The organism is Legionella donaldsonii (assembly GCF_900452385.1).
GTDB classification, from domain to species: Bacteria; Pseudomonadota; Gammaproteobacteria; order Legionellales; family Legionellaceae; genus Tatlockia; species Tatlockia donaldsonii.
Map to the genome: position 1 here is coordinate 1,884,176 of NZ_UGOA01000001.1, position 19,471 is coordinate 1,903,646.

The window sequence follows — 19,471 nt, forward strand, 5'->3', positions numbered from 1 at the left end:
TAACTATTATGTCTGATTCGATTAGTGAACAGCTTATTATCCCGCGTGAATACCACGGGCAACGCCTCGATGTGGTACTCGCGCAGCTTTTTCCCACTTATTCACGCTCCCAACTAAGCACCTGGCTTAAAGAAGGGGCTATCACCTTGAATCAACGTCAGTGCAAACCTAAAGACAAAGTATTGGGCGGCGAACAAATTAATCTATCGATTGCTTTTGAAACCCAGACAAACAGTGATATCTATCAGCCAGAAGCTATTCCACTAGCTATTATTTATGAAGATGAGCAATTATTGGTAATCAATAAACCGGCCGGATTAGTCGTCCATCCGGGAGCCGGTAACCGCGAACATACCTTGGTGAATGCTCTCTTATATCATGCCCCTGCTCTACAGCATTTATCCAGGGCAGGTATAGTTCATCGACTGGATAAAGATACAACAGGATTATTAGTGGTAGCTAAAACACTGACAGCACATACCCATCTCGTCCGGCAAATGCAAGCACGTGAAATCCAACGCCGTTATATCACCCTCGTACAAGGCCATTTAATTTCGGGCGGTGAAATTGCTACCTTTTACGGCCGCCATCCCAGAAATCGTTTAAAGATGGCGGTCTGTGCACAAGGTAGAGAAGCGATTACACTTTATTCGATCCGCAAACATTATCAGGATTTTACTTTACTCGATGTCCAGTTAATGACGGGGCGTACCCATCAAATCCGCGTTCATATGGCTCATCTTAATCACCCCGTTGTAGGTGATCAACTTTATGGCGGCAGGATGCGTTTCCCCGCACAAGCATCAGCAGAGTTAAGACAACTTTTATGTCAGTTTCAACGGCAAGCCTTACATGCCTCCTTGTTGTCATTTTTTCACCCCGAGAGTGAGGAACAATTGACATTTGAAGCGCCTTTACCTGATGATTTTCAAACACTTCTTAATTTTTTGGATGATTATTTTGGCTAATCTTTATGCTAATTGGCCGGCACCGGCGAATGTATCGGCTCTCACTACAATGCGAACGCCAGGATTCAGCAAACCACCCTTTGATGCGAATAACCTGGGTTTTCACGTCGGAGATGACAAACAGGTTGTTGCTTCTAATCGACAAGCACTAAAAGCACGTTTGGAGTTACCCAACGAGCCGGAATGGCTAGAACAGGTCCATAGCAATCTTTGCGTGTTAGTTGAAGAAGAAGAAAATCGTACTGCAGATGCAGCCATTACACGTAGTCCTCACCATACACTGGCAATCATGACTGCCGACTGCCTGCCTATTCTCCTCTGTAATCAAGAGGGGACGGAAATTGCAGCTATCCACGCTGGCTGGCGAGGTTTAGTCAATGGCATCGTTGAAAATACCATTACTAAAATGCTTAGTGAACCAACGCAGTTACTGGCCTGGATTGGACCTGGCATCTGCCAGTCTTGTTATGAGGTCGGCGATGAAGTTTTACAGGCTTACCAAGATCGCTATCCGTTTGCGACAAACTCGTTTCTTCCGAATGAAAAGAAAAAATGGCAGGTCAATTTGCCCCATTTGGCGGAGCAGATCCTGTATAATATAGGTGTATTTGCTGTTTATCAGTCAAAAAAATGCACATTTGAGCAAAAAAATGAGTTCTATTCCTATCGCCGGGAGCAACAAACGGGTAGAATGGCTACACTCATTTGGTTTAACGCAACACATCAGGATAAATAGAATATGAGTAATAAAATTCGTATGCTAGTAAAAGCCCTGCTTTTATCTATGCTTGCTTTTACCGCATCGGCTGAAGAAGCTAAAACAATGGCGAGCCTTGCCCCCGTATTGAAAAATGCAATGCCGGCTATTGTCAACGTTGCTGTACAAGGCGTTATTCAAATTAATCCCGCAGCGTCTGACGAAGAAGGTGGCGATGAGCCTCAGGACAGACAGCTAGTCCCGGAAAAACCCCGCAAATTCCAGAGCATTGGCTCAGGTGTTGTTGTTGACCCTAAACACGGTGTCATTATTACCAATGATCACGTCATTCGAAATGCTACATTAATTACGGTTACCTTACATGACGGCCGACGTTTAAAAGCGAAATTGATTGGTGGTGACAGTGACACAGATATTGCGGTTTTAAAAGTCGAAGCCAAAAACCTCAAAAGTTTGCCAATCGGTGATTCAGACAAAGCAGAAGTGGGAGATTTTGTTGTCGCTATCGGTAATCCTTTTGGTTTGAACAGCTTTGGCAATAGTCAAACAGCGACCTTTGGTATTATCAGTGCCACCAAGCGTAGTGATCTGAACATTGAAGGGGTAGAAAACTTTATTCAGACTGATGCAGCGATTAACCCTGGAAACTCTGGAGGTGCATTAGTCAATGCTAAAGGAGAGTTAATTGGTATTAATACCGCCATTATTTCTCCTTATGGCGGCAATGTGGGTATTGGTTTTGCTATTCCTATCAATATGGCAAAAGATGTCGCTCAACAATTAATTCGATATGGTTCAATTCACCGTGGACTGATGGGTATTTTCGTACAACATCTTACCCCTGAACTGGCTCAGGCAATGGGTTACCCAGAAGACTTCCAGGGTGCCATTGTTTCACAGGTTAATGAAAACTCACCTGCTGAAAAGGCAGGTTTAAAACCTGGTGATATCATTATCAAAATTAATGATACGAATATAACCCAGGCTACTCAGGTAAAAACGACTATTGGACTGCTACGTGTCGGCAGTGAAGCCAGAATAACGGTAAAACGCGACGGTAAAGAAATGACTTTAAGCGCCGTTGTCACCGACATTAAAAAGCACGAACAAAAGTTACAAGCTAGTAATCCATTTCTTTATGGCCTCGCTCTCAAGAATTTTGAACAAGATTCTCCTTTGCACGGGCATGTAACGGGCATACAAGTGGTTGGAGCTTCTGAAAATAGTGCCGGATGGCGAGCAGGTTTAAGACCAGGCGACATCATCATTGCCGCCAATAAACAGCCAACTACCAATGTTAGGTCGTTACAAACGATAGCCCAGCAAAAGAAACAACAACTACTTGTTCAAGTATTACGCGGCCCAGGCGCGCTCTACGTCTTGATCATTTAGCCTTTCTAACCGAAGGTTGGGTGCAAACTCAACCTTCAAACCCTTCTCATTAACCTCTCTCACTTTCGTGCAGAATAACTCAATTTCCCTGTAATCCAGTTTGAGCCATAATAGCGGCTGTATAGGACGCTCTCGTCAGCTATAGTATATTTGCGTCATTTTACTGTTCTTATCGCCTGAATGCCTTCACCAGAAAGGCCCTATTTGCAGTGGGTAGGTCGAAAATACAGGCCTATCTTTTGCTGATAGTCAGCGTTGGCTGATAATCAAAGTGATTGTCCTAGTAAAGCACAAGCTCTGAATTTTCAATTAATGCATGAACTCTTGCTGATTATAGCTTGATAGGCCGAACCGAGATCATCAATGAAGAGGTGTTCTCTAGCCTTTAACTCAAGGAAATAACCTCCCTTCTTAATCTCTTTTACGAATCTTGTGATAAACTCAAAAGTATGATGGCAACAGGATGAGCCTGATGAAAGCAATTCGCTACCTGACTGTGCTGATTGTCTTGCTGAGTATGCCCCTATATGGGACTCCATTAAAAATTGCAGTTTCAGTTTATGATCCGCCCTTTGTTCTTCAGGAAGCCCAGGGACATTTCCATGGTTTTGATATCGCGATGATGCAATATGTTTGCAAGGAGTTAAAGCGCCCTTGCCAGTTTGTACCTATTCTGGACAGACACTTGCTAGACGCCGTAGAACATGGTGAGGCCAATGTGGCAGCCAGCTCCATTCTTATTTCGGTTTCTCGCGCTAATCAGGTCAATTTTTCATCACCCTATCTGGCCAGTAAAGTGCGTTTTGTCTCGCTAAGAAAAGTTGGGCAACAATCAAGTGAAATAGCGACCTTCTCCAAGAAAAAAATTGGTATGGCTGACAAGGCATTAGCAGAACAGATCGAGCAGCTTGGAACATTGAATGCAAAAATCATTTTGTTTAAGCAACATGACACGCTGGTTCAAGCACTGTTGCGAAAAAAAATAGACTTCGCCTTGATGCCTCATCATATTGCGGAACACTGGCATCTTCACTCAGCGGGATTAATCCAATTTGTTGGTGAGCCCTTGTATTTAGGTTTGGGGGTTGCCGTTGCCGTTAATCGGAAGGATGTTAAATTATTGAGTGATATCAATATCGCGTTGTTCCACTATCAGGCCAGCAATGAGTTTAAAAAAGATTTCGAAACTTATTTACTGACCTATTAAGACAACCTACCCCAATCAAAGTTGATAGCATTAGAGCTGGTTAATTCTAGAATCACCAGCTCTTTCTAAAGTTATGCTGCGGGAGAAGCTGGAGTATTTTGCTCCTCATCTTCTTGTTTTCGATGTTCTCGTAAATGCTCTTTAAGGATGGATTGGGTATCCTTTAAAGTAGTTAGTTTTTGAGCCTCCACGTTTGTTGAGTTTTCCTCAGCACCAACGACCTTCTTACTCCCCACCAAATCATGGGTTTCCACAGCGTCAACAAATTCCTCATCCTCATCATCCTCGAATGAGAAAAATTCGTCCTGATCCTCCTCGTCAAACTCCTCTACAACAGCCACGGTGGGCGTTTCTTTAATTCGAGTAATTTCTTGTTCAACGGTTGTTAACAGTGCCCGAGCCCTAATGTCTTCTTTTTGTGCATTCTCTAACGCTGCTTTAGCTTTATCATAAGCGAGCAGCGTAAGCTCTCCTATTTCGACGCCAGACTGTTCGACTGCTTTAACTGCTTGAGATACTTGCTCATAGTGCTCAGCTGCGGCTCTCGTGGCTTCTTCCATCCCCCTGATTTTTTTAGTCAAGGTCTCGGCAATATCCTCCAAGGCAAAGTCTATCTCATCGTCTTTATATTCACCCGTCTTCAGCCCATTCATAAATCCTGTAAATCTTTCCCGCAAACTCTCTACGTATTTTACAGCGCCTGATACCTTTTCCAGATGTTCCTGCATTTTTGCAGTATGCACAGAGATAGCCTCAATATCCTTTTGAGCTCTTACTGTTTGTAAAGTTGCTAAAAATTCTCGTGCATCGCTTTCTAATGCCTGGGCCTCCTGCAACGCTTCCTTGACTGCTTCGCTCTCCTCTTGCATTTCAGGATTCGTTTTAGCCAATTCACTGACAGTTTGATCGAGCGCTACCAATTTGCGCGTGGCTGCGCCTAGGTAGTTCTCCACCTCATCGCCGACTTCTTCAATCATGAGATCCAAGGCTTCATAGTCTATTTTACGCATCGCATCGAATTTCTTTTGCTCGCGCCCTATTCTCTCAACAGAACTGTTTGCTTTTTCAAGTTGAGTTTCTGCTTTTTGGACATAACCAATCTCTGCTAAGACTTCATCGATGCCTTTTAGCACGTCTCGAGCAGTTTTTTCTACTTTTTGTGCCTTCTTCAAGGCCTCCTCAGCTTTAGCAAGAGCAGCCTCAGTAGCCTTCTGTGGTTGGACACCAGACTCTTCCTTTTTGATTGCTTGAAAGGCTTCTTGATAAGCTTGTGCTGCCAGGCGCGTGGCGTTTTCCATCACAGCAAGCACCTCACGCAAACTATCAGCACTATCCTGTATGTCCTCATAGTCTAAGCCATTAATAAACTCTTCTCTGTCATCACTCTCTTCCAGATCTTCAAGGATCTCTGCAAGAAGTCTCTGCTCACCCCATGTTCCTCGCTCACCCAATGCTTCTTTTGAAGCTTGTGCGACTTGCTCCAAGTGTTCATGGACTTTTGCAGTATGACCAACAACAGTCTCGTGAGTAATTCGAGCTAGTTCTGTCTCTATAGTCTTTAAAAATTGTTGAGACTCAGTGACTACTTCTTTTGCAGATTCCCACGCTTTCTTGGCTTGATTGCTGGCTGTCAGCGTAGGCCCTGTAATTGCAGTCAGAGTAGAAAGATGACCCACCTCGCCGGCTTTGCCAGCTTCTTCGTATGAGCTTCGATATTGCTCTTCCACCGCTTCCGCACCTGCAGTTAACTCGCGAATTGTTTGACGCACTCTGACAGCCATTTCTTTCAATTCTTTCTTATTATTTTTCAACAGATCATCCGTAGAAAACTTTTCCCGTTCTACCTGAATACCTGTTGCAACTTGTTTTACTACTTCTAGTTGTCTATTGGCTTCTTTTGCATGATTTTTGGCTTTTACTTCATGCTCACTCTTTTCAGGTTGCATTCTTACCTCTGCCTTGTGAATGAGCTCCACATCGTCCATTGCTTTATTGATCTTGCCAAATGCTGCCTTATAACTCTCTAACTCCTCATTAACTGGATTCACCGTTCCTTTCCATCTGACATCACCATCAGAGGACGTTGCGAGCGCTTGTTGGGCAGTTTCCAATTGTGCTTTAATTTGCTCACCCATTTCCTTTATTTTATTGGCTCGCGCTTGCATTTCCTCATAAGCTTTGACATCTGCGTCATAAGAGGATTGTCTCGTGTAGTCTTTGGGATTAGGCTTAGTAGCACTAAACCCAACTTTTTCCTTAGCTGCAATTTGATCCTTAACCAATTGATGAAACGTGTCTAAGTCTGTCTTTAATGTAGACAGAAGTTCCATTTCGTCCACCACGGTTTCTACCTTTGGATGTTTTCGAACCAAATCGCGCGCTTCTGCCACAGTATCAACAATCGGTTTAACGCCAGAAGTAAAGATACCGGATACTTTGTTATAGATAGTATCCGTAACGACTGCTTTTACTAAGCCAATGCCGAAACACTTCAGATAATTCAAACCTGTTAAAAGTGTTTTTTGGAAAGGTGAAATATCTGTTCTTGCTTTAATAGCCTCAAATTCATTATCACGAGCCCTGACTTCCCGGACTGTGTTGAAAGCTACTTTTGCGACTACAATAGCCCCAAGGATTGCTGCGCCAATGGGTGAACCAAGGCCTACAGCAGTCAACGCACCCAGGCCAACACCTCCTGCAGTAATAGCAACACCCACAAAGGCCCAAAAAATGATTGGCGTTGCCAGATTACCAATCGTTTTAAGTATCCTCATTGAAGGGCCAACTTTAACCGATTTATCCAGTTCAGCTGCTATGGCAGTTCTTCCAGCAAGCTTGGGCTCGTTTTCTCGGCTTTCCGGTATTAATCGCTCTTTCCTGTCCTTGATATTGAGCTCAATTAATTGTGAGGTTGCAGTCAATTCCTTGCTTAATTCCTCAAACTTGGCTTTCGCAAGCACCTTGGTTGCATCCTGAAGTTCTGCAGCGCGTGCTTTTGTGCGCGGTTGCTCAGGAGTAGAAGGGTTAATAGCATCTGCTTCTTCTAACTTTTCTAGCACAGAGCCTAGCGTCGACATTGCCTTTTGTTGTAATTGTCTTGCTTGCTCTTCCGTTACTTCTTTTGAAGCATTCATTTGCATCATCATGAGTCGGTTATAAACACACATGCCGACCAGAGCAGTTTCGTCAGGAGAGTTAAAGTCAACATTCTGCATTAAAAATTCCAACTCTCTTTCCAACTCCGCTTCTTGTGAGGTAGGTGGCATTTGTGCTTTTAACGTGTCATCAACACGCTTAAACTCGTCGCTTATTTTCTTAAGAAAGTCTTCGTGCTCTGACTCAGGTTTACCTTTCAGTGACTCACTGAATAAATATTTAGCACATTGAGTTCTATCCAATGCAGGGTTATTCTTTTTGATAGCCCGATATTGCAAGTAAAACCCTGAAAATGCCTCACGCTCGTTTGCTTTAAGCGTTGACCGCTTAGAGGGATCTTTAGAGATGTAGTCAAAGGCTTTTTGTTCCAGAATTTTTTGCACTTCGATATTTAAATAGGGACAGAGAACGTTTTTCAGCTTCTCAGCGGCCACACCTGTTAAATAATTCTTTGCAGAATCGACTACTCCACCAACTGTGGAAAAAACAGATTGTAACGCTTTAGGGAAAAGTTTCTCTTGTACCTCTGGGCGAGCTAACACCCCTATCGCAACATCAGCAATAAGAGCCTGGGGCATAACATAAGCCAGTGGCATACTTAATGCGTAGTATTGAGCCATACCTGGAATAAAACCAGTTACCGTATTTAAAGCGCCTCCAATTCCCCTTTTTACAGTTTCTTCATTAGCCAATTGATTGCTTGTTAAAGGATTGCTCAATTGCGTCATTAATTCTGGCGGAGGTGGTGTATCTTTAAACGTTTTCTCGTATTTAACCTTCGCTTGTACAATGCCATCTAAATGCTCATTCTTACTCATTGCGTAAGCCAGGATTTTTTCAGGCATAGAAGCGGATAGCATGCCACTTTTTGGCAATACTGTTTCCCACGCAAGGGATATCAATTGTTTCGATAAGGCCTGGGCACTGAGCACATCGGACATATCAATTTCACCACCCGCTAATTTCCTTATTTCCTCTGCCAGATCATCATCCTTTTTAATATCTGTCATGAGCTTGGTGACCGCTTTATTTAACGCCTCTAGATAGTTGATTTTTGCATCACATAAGCTTTTGAGGGGATCATTCGGACTCAAATCCCGCAGACCTCTACAGGCAGCTAATTGTTTTTCCAGGCTCTGAGAAATATTCCCAAAAATAGGGTGGACAGATTCCAAGGTGGCCTGATAGCTTTGGCGCGCTTCCTCTTTAGGAGTAAAAGCCTTAGGCGGCTTGGGAGCTTCTGGGGGAGGGAAAGAATCCGCTAGCTCCGCTATCCATAGAAGATTAAGGCTTCTATCGTTTTCATCTCTATATTTTTCTAACTCTACCACATCAGCAGAATTTAAAAGTTGCCCACCCTTTAGCTTGCTATAAATGTCTCTTAATTTTACATGGCTTGGGATTTCATAAAAGGCTTTCTTAGCCTGCTCATCTAACCCTTTTGACTGGTCATACAGCTTATCAAGCTCTTTTTCAAGTTTCGGCATTAGTTGTTTTTGCTGGTTATGCAATGCAGCCCTATCCAGTGCAGGACGTACATAGAATTTTTGGAAAGCTTGCACTTTAGGATCGTCTGATTTAACGGCCATCGCCGCTGCTAATTCATTAAAATTAGCCATGCTCTTTTCAGAACGCTTAATCTCAGTCTCCAATTTTTTTACTCTTTGGATCATATAATTTGCTTTATCGCCTTTTTCACTGTCTTTGGCACCGGCAAATGACTTGAGTTGCGTATCTAATCGTGTATTTAACGTTTCTGGATTAATCTCATCTTTAAAAGCCACATAGCTCTCATAGCTCGATTTAACCTGAACCTCTGGCCTTGCCATATAAGCATCAAAGAACTCTTTTTCCAATGCCGGGCAACCACTGGCTTTTACTAACGCGTGAATATTAAAGAAATCTTCCGCAACACCAGGACTGGTACTTGGCTGTATACGAGCCCAAAACTCACCCTCATCGCTAAATTTTTCCTTCACAGGCGCAGAGACCAGGGAAGTCAGTCCACCCCAAAGTCTACTCACCATAGAAGTGTGAGTTTGTTTAGCGACATAGGGAGTATAATGAGATGGTAGTAGATATAATGCCCAGGAAGCCACTTTTCCAGCTGTAGGACCCACTGCGCGATAGAGTGAAGCAGTTGCATCCAGCATGGCATCAGCCGTGTTTCTAACTGACTCTGACGAGTTATTTTTAATAAAAGATCCTAAACCTGTGGTCAACCCGCCTACTACCTCGCCAGTAACGGATACTATGGCACTGCCTACAGCGACAGCATCGCCTGCATATTTTACATAATCAACAAATCCTGGTAGACGATCTCTGATTTCCTTGGGAATAGTTCCTATTGCAACACCAGCCTCTTCAACGCCATTTAGAAATTGTACCCAATCGTTGCCATCCCAGGTCGAAAATTGTCCTAATGCAGCGCCCGCATTACCTGCTGCCTGAGTGAGTTCCTGCATAGGTTTGTATAGTGAATTGACACAAAGAGTAGTTAAAGAAGGAAATTCAATACCCATTGCACTGAACAATGCTTTACGTGCACTTGACTGTTCTATACGTGCCTTTTCCCGAGCTTCTCGTGCCATCGTCTGTTCTGGAGTTTCGTCTTTTGCGGCTTCCTCTGCTTTTTCCAGGAAAAATTCCGTTTTTTGTTTTTCTAATTTTTTACCTTGATCCAAAATACCATTAACTACAGGCAACAAATCCTGGATACTTTCCAGAGTAACTGAATCGACTGGCAAATCAGGGATAGTCATTTTTGCTATTATTTTGACTGTTTGAACCAGCTTTTCTGCGGTCCAGCTACCTTCCTGGCTTTTTTGTACAGTATCTAATAAGGCACTAATGACTTGTGCGTTTTGTCGTGGGGTATAATTTCTACCGCTGTTTTGTTGCAGTGCACCAACTAATTTCTCAGCAGCAAACGGAAGATGAGCAACCGCATCAAGATAAGAAATGTGGTCATCTAATAAACTTTGATAGCCTGCCAATTCGGCATTTTTAGGATCGTCTTCTAGTTTTCCGAGTATTGAATCATGCAACACAGCAGCAGCGGTTCTTTCCTTGTATAAGGCAGGAAAAAAATAGTCATTAACAAGACGTTCTGCCGTAGATCGTTTATCCTTGGGAATAGCTCGCTGTTGCTCAATGCCAGACACAACACGCGACACAACCGTTGCAATTCTCTCATCAATTGCTTTTAACTTCTCTGCCCTGACTTCGTCTTCGACTTCAGTCTCATCGGCATCAAAGCCTATTTTAATGGCATCTTCTAACAACTTATCTAATTCCTGGGCATTCATGAAGGTATCGCGATTAACAGCAATCACTATTTCTGTAGTTGCCTTATCATCACTCCCCAGTCTGCTGTAACATAGTTGTCCGATATAATGTTTGAGACTTTCAATATCTGTTATTGGATCTGCCATAGCTAAATACCAAAGTGTTTATTTATAGTTCAATTATAGAATAATTATCCTTATGGTTTGATTAACAGATGGGCATAGAGAGAAAAAAATTAGAAAAAACCCCAGTAATTGATTAAAAACAAGCAATTAAGTAAAATAAAAAATCAAGTTAGGGATTCAATGAATCACCAAACTTAGGGAATTTAAGTCGATTACAGCAGAAATTTATTGTCTGATCCGCTATCCAGGCAAGCAATAATAGCTCGGTCTAACAAGAAAAGTATTTGATATTTTTTTGAAATAAACTTATTGAGTGAGTACCGTAATACTCGATACCTGCATAGGGATTGTTTAGCAGTTACGGCCTACAAGGTTAACCTTGTTTAAAGAGTTGCATGGGATTGTCAGGTGTCAAACAAGCGCGCAACATATCCGCCATACCATCCAATTTCTGTTTAGCTACCTGATTAGACGCTGTGGGTCTCGTCTCACTCATGGTATTGGTCGTGTTCTGCAAAGTTTCCAGAGGCGCAACAACAGTTTCCTGCACGACCGCCTGGGTCTTTTTTCCTAACAGAGCTGTAATAGTTTGGTAGTTACTCATTATCTATATCTATAAAGATCTATTTGAGATAAGACCTAACTATAACAACTATTTATTAACATAATATTAAGAAAACAAAATATAAACACTACAAATTTGTAATGTCCCCCTCAAAAAAAAGAAAATCTGTTCAGACTATCAAGGAATATTATTGGCTTAAAAGCCCGCTTATGTAACTATAATCGTTGGTTATTTTTATTTATATTATTAAATATCAAGTAGTTAGAATCGACTTTTTGCAAGGACATCAATTTTTGGCCAAAGGATATCAAATGAAGATAAAGCATTTAATACAAAAAATGCTTATGGGGATATGCGTTATCCTCATTACTACTCTAGCTTACGCAGGAAAACCCTTATGGACGTTCATACCCTTAACAGATACCACAGTAATTTTACCACTTACTGGCGCAGGAACTGTCAAATATAAAGTCACGAATCAATCCCAAAAATCACATACACTCGTGATGACAACAATTCCTGGTATTGTTCAGGCTACCACAGCAGGTAATTGCTCTAATCCATTTGTTTTAGGCTATCAAGAATCCTGTATCCTAACGTTAACTATCGATGGCGGCGCCTTGAGTGGGAATGTTAAACATGGCCCTATAGTGTGCGAACAATTTAGTTCATCTCTATGTTATCAGCCAAGTGAGCATGAAAGCCTGAATATTATCAGAGAAACTGCTGTATATTCGGCAATAGGTGGCTCTGTTTTCGGTCTTCTAGGCACTTTGGTCTTACAAAATAATAGTGGTGATGTATTGACCATGAATGCGGATGGCCCTTTTACTTTTTCCAATAGTTTACCCCCAGGAAGCCCTTATTTAGTTACAGTTCAAACTCAGCCGGCCACTCAAACTTGCACAGTAAGTAATGGTAGCGGTATCACTAACAAGACAGATGTGACCAACATAACAGTCAACTGTTCCACTAATACACATACAGTAGGAGGAACTTTATCAGGCTTATCAGGCACGGTTGTGCTTCAAAATAATGGTACAGATAATTTGCCTGTTAATAATAGTGGTTCATTTACCTTTTCAACTCCAGTGGCACAAGGGGCTGGTTATAACGTCACTGTATTAGCCCAACCAGCCACGCAAACCTGCACGGTAACAAATGGCAGTGGTTCGGTGGGAACGACCGACATCGCCAGTGTGCAAGTCAATTGTGCTGACAATGCTTTTAATGTGGGAGGTACTGTATCCGGCTTATCGGGTACAGTTGTGCTACAAAATAACGGGACAGATGATTTGTTTATTAATAACAATGGCTCATATACCTTTTCCACACAAGTGGCACAAGGGGCTGGCTATAACGTCAGCATATTAACTCAACCCGTTACGCAAACCTGTACGATAACAAATGGCAGCGGAACAATGGGGGGAATGGATGTAACCAATGTTGATGTTAACTGTATTAATAATACCATTTTATCTACCAGCATTACGGACTTGGCACTCTCTGTAAATAACACCGTACTCAACGCGGCTTTAACAGGTACAGCACGCGTGATTACTCTAAGGAACACAGGGAGCTTTACAGCAGTGAATCTGAATATTACTCCGCCTACCTGGCCTACAGGTACAACAAGCATAACGACCTGTGGCAGTAGTCTAACAGCAGGAAACGATTGTACTATTACTATTACTCCCGGTAGCACTGCCACCTCTAATGGTACAAATCCATGTTCTAATGGTACAGCACCGGTAGCGGGAGAAATCCAGATAACTGCGAATAATGCAAATAGCATTTCAACGAACGTGGTGGTATTGAGTTATGGTTGTATCTATCAAGGAGGCTACGTGTTCTCTGTAAATGACAGCACCCCAAATACGAGTAGTATTAAAGGTAAAGTAGCAGCCACTTCAGACGAGGCAACTTTACAATGGGCAACTGTATCCAATGACACTGGTGCCGATAGCAATTCAAATGGCTTGGCGAACACAACCGTGCTGGAGACACCCGCAGGGCAATATCCAGCCGCGCAGGCTTGTTCAAACAAAACAACCCAAGGTTACTCCGATTGGTATCTGCCAGCTATTTGTGAAATGGGCTATGATGCCTCAAGTGACGGTAGTGGTTGCGGTTCTGGAGGGGCCCCCCTATTACAAAATCTGTATACCAATCTAAAAACAAACGGCAATATAGGAGGGTTTGGTACAGCTATCTATTGGAGTTCTACTGAGGCGTCTGCAAGCCCACTCATTGTTGCGTGGCTTCAACTCTTCATTAATGGCAGCCAAACCTTCACCAATAAAACTGGCAATTTCCGGATCAGGTGTGTTCGTAGTTTTTAGTCATAAAGACTATAAAAATAGGGTTTTCCCGCGAAAGCGGGAAACTATTCTTTAAACTCGGACTTACTTTGCAAGATAACTCCTCACCTTCACGGGAAAGTCATCATTTGCGGAAAAAAAGGTTAAAGAATTATTATTTGTACAAACTATATCAGAATCACTTAGCGTGAGGGTGAAAAACCACTAGCTTCCTGTCTGCACAGGCGACGAATAAAGCTGACGCTCCTTCACGTAACAGAGTAACTACGCTTCATTAAAACTACCGAATAAAAATTATTATTTTTTGTCTTGACATAAAGCACGTTAAACGACAAAATCACGGCCTCTTGTGGCTATGTAGCTCAGCCGGTTAGAGCGCGGCACTCATAATGCTGAGGTCGGTGGTTCGAGTCCACCCATAGCCACCATTAAATTCCAAAATCGATAAACCTTCTGAAGCGCTTCCTTGTCTAGTACTTGAAGAGGTGCGCTGTCTCCACCACACGTGTTTTGCCATCTTTTTCATAGTTCAATCTTAACTAAACCTTAAAAATCACAGTTTTTGTTAAATACAAATGACTATCACTAGAGCATTTTAAATAATTTTTTACAAACAATTTTTTGGAAGTACTCTTCCTTATGGAAAGGTCATTAAAGAAAGATAATTTTCAAGGACAAGCCCTTACCTATTAGCCTGTATTTACTCCGCAGAATTGCGGAAAACGCTATTGTATCTTTCTAAATTTAGTTATTATGAGAATACTAATTATTCTATGGTTGTTTGATGCGAAAATTTGCGTTTTACGTGGTGGTTTTATGCTATTTAACCCTTGCCCATGCCGCTGACGTCAATATTAGAAAAGTTACCTATGAAGGCAACCCGGCCTATATGCTTGATGTGGGCGCTTTCACGCACGAAAATAACGCGCTTCAGCTCAAATTTAAACTTGCATCCTTAACGAAGCAGCCCGTTACAATTGATTTATCACCTGACAAAAAATTGTACTTTGTCAAAGTTGGCCCACTCACCGATTATGATCTTGTACAAACTATTCAAAAGCAAATACTCGCAGAGACACCCCTGCCAACAATTAACAGCCTTCCTCAACAACAACCCCTATTGCCCGTAGCAACGCCAGTCGCTGCTAAAAAAAGCGAAGCGGACGAAATTGAAGAAACTGAACCGGAAGAAAAACCTCAATCGGCGCTTAATGCAAAGCAAAAACTATGGAATCTGCGAAACGCAGATATTCGTGCTGTCATTGCTGAAGTATCACGCGTTACAGGTAAGAATTTTGTGATCGATCCTCGCGTGCAAGGCAAAATATCGATTGTTTCCAGTACACCCATGTCTGATAAAGAATTATATCAGGTATTTCTGTCTATCTTGCAGGTTTCTGGGTATGCAGCCATACCCAGCGGAGATGTGATCAAAATTATCCCCAATATCGATGCCAAAACTCAATCACCGGATTTACTGAGCCAAATGCGTAATCCACCACGTGGCGATGATATGATGGTAGAGGTTATACCAGTTCATTACGTTCCTGCTGAACAGCTTGTCCCTGTGCTTCGCCCTCTAATGCCACAGTGGAGCAGTGTATCAGCCTATGCCCCCTCTAATATGTTGATTTTATCCGGACGGGCGAGCAACATTAAACAACTATCACATATTATCAAGCAGGTAGATAGCTCCTCCTCTAATGGCATTGACATCGTGCCTTTAAGACATGCACTAGCCATGGACGTGGCCAATACTTTAAAAGATATTGTAAAAACACAACCAGGCAGCGGTCATAGTCAAACCATGTTAGCAGCCGACGATCGTTCCAATGCCATTTTACTCAGTGGTAGTAAAACTGAACGCATACGACTACGCCTGTTGATTGCCAAATTAGATCGACAAAGCCCTAATGGTACTAATAGTAATACTCAGGTCGTATATCTGCATTATTTACGCGCAGAAGATTTAGTCCCTATCTTGGCAGGCATTGCGCAGGCTAATTTTAGTGGTAATGTTGGTACTACCATCGGGACAATTACCAGACCAGAACTTGATAGCACTAACCCCGCTTCAAATCTGGTGAATAACTCTTCCAGCGGCAATCAAAGCAGCATGTCTGCTCCCAGCTCTCAAACATCCTACGGTAGTAGCAATCCAGCTGCGACTCCTAATACAAGCGGCGCAAGCACCCAAAATGAAGGAACAACCAAACCAACCGTGCAAATCATTGCAGAGCCCAATACCAATTCTATAATTATCAATGCTCCGGCAAGCCTTATTCGGATTTTAAAATCAGTTATCAGTCAACTGGATATTCGTCCTGCCCAGCTATTAATTGAAGCCCTGGTTGCTGAAGTTGATGAAAGTGATATCAATAACCTGGGTATAGAATGGGGCTCTGACCAGCAGACGGGTAAACCAAGTGATTTTAGGCCAGGTTTTGCCATTATCAATTCAAAAACATCCATTGATGATTTTCAAGCACAAATTTATGCACTGGCACAACAACGCAAGGCAAATATTCTATCAACGCCATCTGTTGTCGTATTGGATAACAGGCAAGCTAAAATTCTGGTAGGTAAGCAGGTGTCAGTGGCAACCACCACTTATCCTAATAACGCAGGTGGAACTACCACAGCCAGTCCTTATGTGACCTTTGATCGAGTTAACGTTGCCTTGCATTTGTATGTCAGACCACAGATTACTCGCGGGAGTGGCATTCAATTACAAATTGATCAGGGTAACGATACCCTTGACCCAGCCAGTACGACAAATACTGATAACCCTACTTTTAAAATTTCCAGTATCGTCACCTCAGTGCATGTGGAAAGTGGTGACATTGTTGTTCTTGGGGGATTGACCCAGGACAGTTTAGGGAAGGATGATAACCGTATTCCTATTATTGGGGATATACCCGGTCTGGGGCGCCTTTTCCAACACAATATCCGTAACCGTGAAAAACGAGTATTGATGGTCTTCATCAAACCAATTATTTTAAGAAGCGAAAATGATGCCGTACATATCTCTGGTAACAAGTATAATAATATACGCCAATATCAGTTAGACTGGTTACGTAAAGAAGACTATAACGAAACCGATGATCAAATATTATTGCCACCTCTAAATCAGCCAGCAACGTTGCCGCGCCCCTTTGCTCCTTTACCTAGAGAAACCGTAGTAATGGGTAGCGGTCATGGAAAATAATGACAAACCCAAACGACTACCCTATCTTTTTGCCAAAAATCAGGGCGTTATCGCCACTCAGGAAGAAGGAGGCAACATTCTGGTTTATCATTTAGCCACTCCGTCCTTACAGATTCTGGCTGAAATTAAGCGACTTTTAGGGGGCAAACTGATCCTTAAAGAAGTTAATGAGTCTGAATTTCAACAACAGCTGGCTCATCTATATCAATCGCAAGGCTCTATTCTTGATGCAGCGGAAGGAATGGAAGAGGAAATGGACCTCTCACTCCTTGCTGGTCAATTGCCTATTAGTGAAGACCTGCTTGATAATCAGGATGATGCCCCTATAATTCGTTTGCTCAACGCTCTATTTACCCAGGCCATCAAACAAAAGGCTTCTGATATTCACATTGAAACCTATGAGAATCGTGTCCTGGTACGGAATCGTATCGATGGAGTACTGCATGAAGTATTAGAAATTCAGCGTGCCATTGCTCCCCTGGTCATATCTAGGGTTAAAGTTATGGCAAAGTTAGACATTGCCGAAAAACGCATTCCGCAGGATGGTCGTATTGCACTGCGTATTGGAGGTCATAATATTGATGTTCGGGTATCCACTCTTCCTTCTAATCACGGTGAACGCATCGTTTTGCGGATTTTAGATAAGCAAACGGCGCAATTGGATTTAAGTCTTTTAGGGATGCCCAAAACGACTATGGCTGCCATGCGGAAGATGATCGCACAACCGCATGGCATTATCTTGGTAACCGGCCCTACCGGTTCCGGGAAAACCACTTCACTCTATGCGATGTTAACGGAACTGAACCAGGTAAGCCGCAATATCTTAACCATTGAAGATCCGATTGAATATGATTTACCCGGTGTAGGACAAACCCAGGTGAATACCAAGGTACAAATGACCTTTGCTAAAGGCTTACGTGCCATCTTGCGCCAAGATCCTGATGTCGTCATGATTGGGGAAATCCGTGATCTTGAAACCGCTGAAATCGCTGTTCAGGCAAGTTTAACCGGCCATTTAGTTCTCTCTACCTTGCATACTAACTCAGCCTTAGGAGCCTTGACTCGTTTGCATGATATGGGTGTTGAATCATTTTTATTATCATCAAGTATTGTGGGTTTGATTGCTCAACGTTTAGTCAGAAAACTATGCCAACATTGCAAAATCCCCCACAATTTGAGAGATGATGAGCTGGAATTGATGGGCATTCAAGCGGGAACCGATACCTCAAAAGTTTGCGAGCCACTGGGTTGTGATCATTGTAATCAATTAGGCTATCGTGGCCGGACAGGTATTTATGAATTAATCACTATCGATGAGGTCTTACGCGGAATGATTCATCGCAATGAAAGTCTGCAAATTATTGATAACTATCTTCGCCCGGCTACCCCCACGATACGCGAAGATGGATTCAAACGAGTACTGGCCGGTGACACTTCACTGGCAGAAATCTTACGTGTAACCAGCCAACATTAAAACACTTCTTTCAAAACGCTACTGCATTGGAGCATTACTTCGTCAATACAGCGATCGAATCCTCCTGCACTGTTGTGTACACCGTCTCTGCGCGCCGAATCTTCTCGCCCTTCGCACACTCTCATAGCAGCAAATTTAGAAAGAGGTCTACTATAAAGTGACCCGTTTTAGTCTTAAGATAAGCGCATTCCGTCTGGGGAGAAATCTTGTTCTGCCTGCTCCGTATTCATGTAAAGTTGATAAACAGGTGATTTATCCAATTCAGCCTTCGCCAAAGGATCTGCCAATAATTTTTCCATAGAGCGTCCAGTTTTCGCTAAAAGATTGTCTAACCACAACAGTTTTTCCTCCAACTGCTGAAAAGAGTCCTGTTCAGCCATCTCCAGCAAGTAATGATGACAAATAGCCTTTGCAATTTGCTGATTTTCCAACTGAAACCCTATGCGGGTTTCCATTAGAGGATTAAAAATTTCCGGTGAAGTCATAATTAAATCAAGTAAGAAGTGAGGTTCGTTTCGTAAGTGCTCGGCTAATTTGGTGGTAAACTCTCTTTCCCCCCTTTCCGCAATAAGAATTTCCACCTGAGCATGACTATCAAGCGCAGAAAAATCCTTATCTGCACGTGAAGAAAGCCAAGTGATAAAATCATTATTAGGAACCCTTAGAGAAGCTGCAAATTGAAATTGTGGTCTATAGCGAGACTGTGTAACGGGGAGATCCCAGTTGATGGATGAGCCTTTTTCTTCTGCCAAAGCATTCATTTTCATTTTCACGACATACAGTTCGACCCCATAATTTACAATGACGGGCAATGCTTGCTTTACAGCCGTAACCAACTCTTGTAATGAAATCGAAGGGCCCTTTTTGTAGTTATCTAAAGCATTTTTTAATCTTTGTACGTCAGGATGGATGCATTTCCCTGTTTTTTTTGTCTGAAGTTCAAACATATATGCTAATGAGTTCTCTAATTCCCCGAGTGGATCGCTCATTATCCCTCCTATTTGCGCTTCATAATTTAAAAGTAGTTCATAAATTATTATTTACCAAAT

At 42.5% G+C, this 19,471-nt stretch carries 10 protein-coding genes and 1 tRNA gene; 8 read left to right on the forward strand and 3 right to left on the reverse strand.

Annotation, left to right across the window (positions count from 1 at the left end):
- Positions 1-8 precede the first annotated feature (8 nt).
- The 4 genes from rluD to DYC89_RS08690 all read left to right on the forward strand — a co-directional run bounded on the left by rluD (position 9) and on the right by DYC89_RS08690 (position 4,285).
- On the forward strand, positions 9-968 hold the full coding sequence (gene rluD, locus DYC89_RS08675) for a 23S rRNA pseudouridine(1911/1915/1917) synthase RluD (protein WP_115221428.1): 960 nt from the start codon (positions 9-11) through the stop codon (positions 966-968).
- Entirely contained in the window at positions 961-1,704 is a 744-nt protein-coding gene (gene pgeF / locus DYC89_RS08680; RefSeq protein WP_115222708.1) for a peptidoglycan editing factor PgeF, read from the forward strand. The genes rluD and pgeF overlap by 8 nt, the downstream gene beginning before the upstream one ends.
- A gap of 48 nt (positions 1,705-1,752) precedes the next feature.
- Positions 1,753-3,078 (forward strand): Do family serine endopeptidase, encoded by a 1,326-nt coding sequence (locus DYC89_RS08685; protein ID WP_370634586.1) that lies wholly within the window; start codon positions 1,753-1,755, stop codon positions 3,076-3,078.
- 472 nt (positions 3,079-3,550) lie between these two features.
- The gene (locus DYC89_RS08690) at positions 3,551-4,285 is read left to right on the forward strand and encodes a transporter substrate-binding domain-containing protein (RefSeq protein ID WP_181879360.1); all 735 of its coding nucleotides are present in this window, start codon (positions 3,551-3,553) and stop codon (positions 4,283-4,285) included.
- A gap of 71 nt (positions 4,286-4,356) precedes the next feature.
- Here the strand turns inward: DYC89_RS08690 and DYC89_RS08695 are convergent, their stop codons facing one another.
- Positions 4,357-10,875 (reverse strand): hypothetical protein, encoded by a 6,519-nt coding sequence (locus DYC89_RS08695; protein WP_115221431.1) that lies wholly within the window; start codon positions 10,873-10,875, stop codon positions 4,357-4,359.
- A gap of 352 nt (positions 10,876-11,227) precedes the next feature.
- Positions 11,228-11,458 (reverse strand): hypothetical protein, encoded by a 231-nt coding sequence (locus tag DYC89_RS08700; protein ID WP_115221432.1) that lies wholly within the window; start codon positions 11,456-11,458, stop codon positions 11,228-11,230.
- A 272-nt stretch (positions 11,459-11,730) separates the two neighbouring features.
- Here DYC89_RS08700 and DYC89_RS08705 point away from each other — a divergent pair, with 272 nt between their 5' ends.
- The 4 genes from DYC89_RS08705 (at position 11,731) to lspE (ending at position 18,422) form a co-directional block, all read left to right on the forward strand.
- Positions 11,731-13,761 carry a DUF1566 domain-containing protein gene (locus DYC89_RS08705; protein ID WP_115221433.1) on the forward strand — a complete coding sequence of 677 codons (2,031 nt, stop codon included), beginning with the start codon at positions 11,731-11,733 and terminating at the stop codon, positions 13,759-13,761.
- Positions 13,762-14,091: 330 nt separating this feature from the next.
- Positions 14,092-14,168 (forward strand) — tRNA-Met (locus DYC89_RS08710).
- Positions 14,169-14,524: 356 nt separating this feature from the next.
- Positions 14,525-16,948 (forward strand): GspD family T2SS secretin variant LspD, encoded by a 2,424-nt coding sequence (lspD, locus tag DYC89_RS08715; RefSeq protein WP_115221434.1) that lies wholly within the window; start codon positions 14,525-14,527, stop codon positions 16,946-16,948.
- Positions 16,938-18,422 (forward strand): GspE family T2SS ATPase variant LspE, encoded by a 1,485-nt coding sequence (gene lspE / locus DYC89_RS08720; protein WP_115221435.1) that lies wholly within the window; start codon positions 16,938-16,940, stop codon positions 18,420-18,422. Before lspD ends, lspE begins: the two co-directional genes overlap by 11 nt.
- Before the next feature lie 173 nt (positions 18,423-18,595).
- Here lspE and DYC89_RS08725 read toward each other — a convergent pair whose 3' ends face one another.
- On the reverse strand, positions 18,596-19,411 hold the full coding sequence (locus DYC89_RS08725) for a hypothetical protein (protein WP_115221436.1): 816 nt from the start codon (positions 19,409-19,411) through the stop codon (positions 18,596-18,598).
- Positions 19,412-19,471 lie beyond the last annotated feature (60 nt).

Excerpts from the sequence above, each read along its gene's own strand:
- DYC89_RS08705 (WP_115221433.1), top strand. The coding sequence starts at position 11,731 with ATGAAGATAAAGCATTTAATACAAAAAATGCTTATGGGGATATGCGTT.
- rluD (WP_115221428.1), top strand. The coding sequence starts at position 9 with ATGTCTGATTCGATTAGTGAACAGCTTATTATCCCGCGTGAATACCAC.
- DYC89_RS08685 (WP_370634586.1), top strand. The coding sequence starts at position 1,753 with ATGCTTGCTTTTACCGCATCGGCTGAAGAAGCTAAAACAATGGCGAGC.
- DYC89_RS08725 (WP_115221436.1), bottom strand. The coding sequence starts at position 19,411 with ATGAGCGATCCACTCGGGGAATTAGAGAACTCATTAGCATATATGTTT.
- DYC89_RS08690 (WP_181879360.1), top strand. The coding sequence starts at position 3,551 with ATGAAAGCAATTCGCTACCTGACTGTGCTGATTGTCTTGCTGAGTATG.
- DYC89_RS08700 (WP_115221432.1), bottom strand. The coding sequence starts at position 11,458 with ATGAGTAACTACCAAACTATTACAGCTCTGTTAGGAAAAAAGACCCAG.
- lspD (WP_115221434.1), top strand. The coding sequence starts at position 14,525 with ATGCGAAAATTTGCGTTTTACGTGGTGGTTTTATGCTATTTAACCCTT.
- DYC89_RS08695 (WP_115221431.1), bottom strand. The coding sequence starts at position 10,875 with ATGGCAGATCCAATAACAGATATTGAAAGTCTCAAACATTATATCGGA.
- lspE (WP_115221435.1), top strand. The coding sequence starts at position 16,938 with ATGGAAAATAATGACAAACCCAAACGACTACCCTATCTTTTTGCCAAA.